Source organism: Sutterella sp. (assembly GCF_052272535.1).
Classification (GTDB): Bacteria; Pseudomonadota; Gammaproteobacteria; order Burkholderiales; family Burkholderiaceae_F; genus Sutterella.
In genome coordinates this window covers 1-5,518 of record NZ_DAVZJY010000166.1, presented here as the reverse complement: position 1 = coordinate 5,518, position 5,518 = coordinate 1, and the positions used below count along the sequence as shown (strand labels likewise).

At 65.9% G+C, this 5,518-nt stretch carries 4 protein-coding genes; all 4 read right to left on the bottom strand.

Annotation, left to right across the window (positions count from 1 at the left end; all coding sequences use genetic code 11):
* Positions 1 to 381 (bottom strand): hypothetical protein (locus ACT6Y9_RS08345; protein WP_443744199.1); only part of this gene is annotated, 381 nt, incomplete at its 3' end.
* 167 nt (positions 382 to 548) lie between these two features.
* Positions 549 to 2,234, bottom strand: a complete 1,686-nt coding sequence (locus ACT6Y9_RS08340) for a carbon starvation CstA family protein (RefSeq protein WP_295479344.1) — start codon at positions 2,232 to 2,234, stop codon at positions 549 to 551.
* A 597-nt stretch (positions 2,235 to 2,831) separates the two neighbouring features.
* Positions 2,832 to 4,109, bottom strand: a complete 1,278-nt coding sequence (dcuC, locus tag ACT6Y9_RS08335) for a C4-dicarboxylate transporter DcuC (protein WP_295479348.1) — start codon at positions 4,107 to 4,109, stop codon at positions 2,832 to 2,834.
* Between the two features lie 201 nt (positions 4,110 to 4,310).
* Positions 4,311 to 5,518 (bottom strand): MFS transporter (locus ACT6Y9_RS08330; protein ID WP_443744198.1); only part of this gene is annotated, 1,208 nt, incomplete at its 5' end.

Below are 5,518 nucleotides of genomic sequence, written 5' to 3'. Positions count from 1 at the left end.
CGCGGGCGGCTCGGACCTCCCGCCCGCCGCGCGCTCGCGGCGCAGGCGCTTCGCGTCGATGAAGAGCCGCACGGTGTTCCAGTTGACGACGAACATGAGCGCCACCACCGCGAAGCCCTGCAACGCCCAGCCCGCGTAGGCCCACTCGGTCGAAGTCGCGGCGGCGCCCCACCAGGCGAGGAAGAATTCCTGCGCGCCCGCGGCGCACGCACGGGCGTGAAGCCCAAAGGCGACGAGGGCGAGGCCGTAGAAAACCCACGCCGCGCGCATCGCGATCCGCTGCCCCTTCCACTTCATCGGCCAGCGCTTCATGGCGATGAGCACGATCAGGGGGATCAGGATGGGCATGGCGATGATGCCGGCGTTGAGAAAAAGCTGCATGGAGGATCGGTGTCCGCGTGAAGATGGAAGATGGATTCGAGCCCGAATTCTAAAGAAGAAAAGCGCTCCGAACCTGATGAAGGGCGCGGAGCGCTTGGTGCTTTTGTTCCGCCTCCTTCACGGCGCCCCTTTGGATCGGGCGCCGCGAAGAGACGTCTCGGAAGGGTTTAGGCCTTCACCGAACCGGCCTTGGCGGCCGGAGCGGGTTCGCGGAGCTTCAGCACACAGTGGTAGACCACGAGGAGCGCGAGGATGATGAGCGCCACGGCGATGATCAGCTGCAGGCCGCCCACCATGAAGACGAACGTGCCGTCGGCGATCTGACCGAAGATGCGCAGCACCGCCTGAACGAGGGCCGTCATCGTGACGAGGAACATCACCGTCATCGGACCGTAGAGCATCCAGCCCTTGCGGCCGGTGGCCTTCAGGAAGACGGCGAGGCCGGTGAGGACGAGCGCCGAGAGGAGCTGGTTGGCCGAGCCGAAGAGGGGCCACACGGACATGTAGCCGGCGAGGCAGATCGCGTAGCCGAGGGCGAGGGTCAGAACCGTCGAGAAGACCGTGTTCGTGAAGAGCTTCTGCACGGGGGTCTTGGCTTCACCGGGGCGCGGCGCGAAGAGCTCCTGCAGCGACATGCGGCCGATGCGGGCGACGGCGTCGACGGAGGTCAGAGCCAGAGCGGAGACGCACATCGTGAGAATGCAGGCGGCGATGTTGGTCGGGACGCCGAAGATGTCGGTGAGGAAGCCCGCAACGGAGCGCGAGAAGGTCTGGAAGGGCGTGCCCGCGGGGAGAACGCCGTTCTGAGCGCCGGCGCAGACGATCACGAGGGCGACGACGCCGAGGACCACTTCAACGCACATCGAGCCGTAGCCGACGAGGCGCATGTCCTTTTCGTTCGCGACCATCTTCGAGGAGGTGCCCGAGCTCACGAGGGAGTGGAAGCCCGACACGGCGCCGCAGGCGATCGTGACGAAGAGGATCGGGAAGAGGTCGAGGTTCTTCACCTCCCAGCCGACGAAGGCGGGCATGTTGAGGGTCGGGTTCTTGACGAACACGCCGAGCACGCCGCAGACGATCATGCCGATCAGGAGGAACATCGAGAGGTAGTCGCGGGGCTGCTTGAGGAGCCACATGGGCATCACGGAGGCGGCGAAGAGGTACGCGAAGACGACGTAGCGCCACGTGACGCTGTCGAGGTAGACCGGGCAGTAGATGCCAAGGGCGACCATCGCGACCATCAGGACGACGCCGACGACGAACTGCACGCCGGCCGTTGGCTTCATGTACTTGAGGTAGAGGCCGAAGGCGACGGCGCCCGCCATGTAGATGAGGGAGATCGAACCGGCGGCGGCGTTCGGCATCAGCTGCGTGCCGTCCTTGGCGAACCCGTTGAAGGTGTTCGCGACCATGTCGCAGAAGGCGGCGATCACGAGGAGCGTGAAGAGCCAGCAGAAGAGGAGGAAGAGCTGACGGCCCGTGCGGCCGACGTAGTCCTCAATGATCATGCCGATCGAGCGGCCGCCGTTCTTCACGGAGGCGTAGAGGGCCGTGAAGTCCTGCACGGCACCGAAGAAGACGCCGCCCACGAGCATCCAGAGAAGCGCGGGGAGCCAGCCGAACATGGCGGCGATGATCGGGCCGGTGACGGGGCCCGCACCGGTAATCGACGTGAACTGGTGCGCAAACACCGTCCACTTGTTGGCGGGAGCGTAGTCGCCGCCCTTGTTCTCCACGGCCGGGGTGGGCCGGTTGGGATCAACGCCCCAGGTCTTCTCGAGCCAGCGGGCGTATCCGAAGTACCCGCAGGCGAGCGCGACCAGCGCGATCAGCATGACTGTCAGACCGTTCATTTTCGTCTGATTCCTTGTCTTTATAAGAATTGCTTGAGGGAGAAGCGTCCGGCGCCGGAGGGACGGCACCGCAGAGGAGGTTGGCCTCGCCGAAGACGAGCCGGACGCACCGATGCAAAGAAACTGTGCAACGTAGACGAAATGGTAGGGTCCTCAGTGCCGGAAAGCAAATGCAGAAATCTATATTAGGCTTTTTGCGAAAGCTGTTTTTCCTGTGTTTTTATCTGCGGAACAAAGTTTCTCGCCGAAACACACGCACGCTTTGACTTATGCATCAACGCCAATATTGCAAACTCCCTATAGGGGAAACCCGGAATCCCTAGGGCGTTTGCCTGAGGCTGCGCCGCCTTGGTGCGCCTGCTGGCGAATCCGATGCACCGGTGCGTCGATGCGGTTAGGCCTCTGCGGAAAGCCCGGGCGGAGCGGAGGGCGGCGCCAGCCGCTTAGCAAAAAGCGTGCCTCAGGTGCGGCGGAGGACGCCGGACGGGCGGGAGGCGGGAAAGAAGAAAAGCCCGGGCATGGTGAATGCCAGGGCTTTCCTGAAGGGTCTGCGCCCTTCCCGTCCGGACGGGGCGGGAAGGCGCTCTCCAGGGTGCATCAACTGATGAAGTAGACGCCCACGAGGAGGATGAACATCACCGGGGCGGTGCGCTTCACGATCGCGAAGGGCGAGACGCCGGCGAGACCGGCCGCGATGATCATGCCGCCGGCAAGGGGCGACGAGAGGCGGCCGAAGTTGCCCGCTATCGCGGCGAGGTAGCCGAGGGAGTCGATCGTAAGGCCGAACTTCTCGGCGTGTGGCGTCACCGCCTCGTTGAAGGCGAAGGTGGCCGCGTCGCCCGAACCCGTGACGAGCGCCATCAGGTAGGGCCCGAGGGCGGCGCCGAGCTTGGCGACTTCGTTCGCATGCGTGAGGTAGTCCACGAAGGCGTCGATCACGCCGCAGGCGCGCAGGCCGGCGGCGAAGACGCCCGCCGCGATGATGATGCCGATGATCTTGGCGTAGCCCGAACCCATTCCGTCGAAGAACTTCTTCGTGACGTCGGCGGGGTTGGTGCGGGTGACGGCGATCGCGTAGATCGCGCCGATCAGCATGGCCGTGGCGACGGACATCTTGAGCTGCGGGGCCCAGAGCGAGGCGCACACGAGGATCACGACCGGAAGGAGCGGGGCGATGGCGAAGAAGACGTTGGGATGCTCGGGGAGCTCGACCTTCTTGGAGTTGTCCGCATCGTGCACTTCATTGGCGAAGCCTTCACGACGGAAGTCGCGGTAGATGACGCAGACCACGACCATCAGGACGATGGCGGCGAGCGAGGCGCCGACCGTCAACGGCATGAAGCGGCCGATGAAGTCGATGATCGGCATGCCGGCGAGCTTGGCAACGAAGGCGTTGTGCGAGACGCCCGGCGACAGGAACGCCATCGTGATGGAGCCCACGATGGTGGCGGCGGCCATCGCGGGATGGAAGCCCGCGCGGATCATGAGTGGAATGATCGTCGGACCGACCGAGGCGACGAGGCCCGAGGTCGAGGGAATGGCGATCGAGATGAGCGACACGACGAGCATGCAGGCCGGCAGCAGCATGAGGCCGAGCTTCTTCAGGGGCTTCGTGAGGAGCGCCACGAGGTGCACGTCGCACTTCGTAAGGGAGACGACGCCGGCGAAGCCGAGCGACGAGCAGATCGCGATGATGAGCGCGGCGTTCGTCATCGACTTGTCGAACTGCTTGAAGGCGATCATCGGCTCGAGCGACAGGACCGACATCAGAAGGCCTGCCGAGAGCAGAACGAGGCGGGTTTCGTAGCGCTTCACGAGCGCCCAGACCGCACCGATCGTGACGACGAGCGCCACGCACATAGACCATGTTGCCATGATGATGGGGACTTCTCTTTGGGGTGGTGAATGGTTGTTTTAGTTAGTTTTACCGGGGCGGCGCGGATTCTATCGAGGCGGAACGTCCTGCGGCCATGGCGTAAACACCAAGTAGACACTCCAAAATTACGTGATTCCACGTAGCACAAAGAAAACGGCTCGTCTTTACACGCCCGTGCGGAGCGCTTCACCGCTGCGCTCTCAAAGGCTCGGCCGCCGCGCGGCGAAGCACCCCGCCGCCCCCCAGAGGACGATCACGGCGGCGAAGAAGAGAAAGGCGGGCGCCCACGCGCCCGTGCCCTCGTAGAGCGCGGCAAAGATCGAGGGGCCGCAGCCCGCGCCCAGGTACCCGATCCCCTGCGCCATGCTCGAGATGCCTAGCATGCGGCGCAGGTCGGGGGACTTCTTCGCCATCAAGAGGAAGGCGACCGAGAGCATCGCGCCCTGCGCGGCGCCCGCGGCGACGGATCCCGGCAAGAGCCACGCCCCGCCCGCGAGCCACCCCGCGAGTCCCGCGAGGTAGAGAAGCGCCAGGATGACGGCGGCCGCCGCCTCGCTTCTCACCCACGTCATGAAGCGGGGCGTCAGGAGCGACGCGGGAAGGCCTGAGAGCAGATAGACGAAGAGCCAGAAGCCCGTCTCTGAGGGCGCGAGCCCCTGCGCGTGCCAATAGGGCGGCATCCACGCCGCGGCCGTGTAGATCGTGAGCGACTGCAGGCCCATCACGCCCGTGAGCGCCCAGGCGAGCGGGTTGACGAGAAGCGCGCGGAAGCCGACGCCACCGGGCGCGGCGCCGCCGAAGCGCCCCGAAGCCGCGGCGCTCCGAGAAGCGAAGAAGACGAACGCCGTCGCGACGGCCGCGGCCGCCGCCCAGAATCCCATCGGCGCGGCGAGCGCTCCGCCCCAGTCGAGAAGCGGCGCCGAGGTGAGCCCCCCGACCGCGCCCGAAACGCCGACCAGTCCCGTGTAGAGCCCCATCAGGCCCGCCGCCCGCGCGGGCCAGCCGGTCTTGAGCGACACGGGAAGGAGCACGTTCATCACCGCAATGCCCGCGCCCACGAGGAGCGTGCCCGCGAGGAGCACCCACCAGTCGGGAACGACGCGCAGAAGCGCGCCGAGGGTGAGCACGGCGAGCGCCCCGACGAGCGCGCCGAGGAGCCCCAAACGCCCCACCGCCCAGGGTGCGGCGAAGGAGAAGACCCCGAAGGCCGCGACGGGAAGCGCCGTCAGAAAGCCGTAGGCGCTCCAGCCGATTCCGAGGACGCTGCGGATTTCGTCCGACACCGGCCCCACGGCCGTCACGGGGCCGCGCATCACGAAGCTCGAAAAGAGCAGCGCCGCGAGAAGAAGTCCGCCCGCCGCCATGGAAGCGGCGGATGCGGTGGAGGAGACGGTTTTATCGGAGGGTT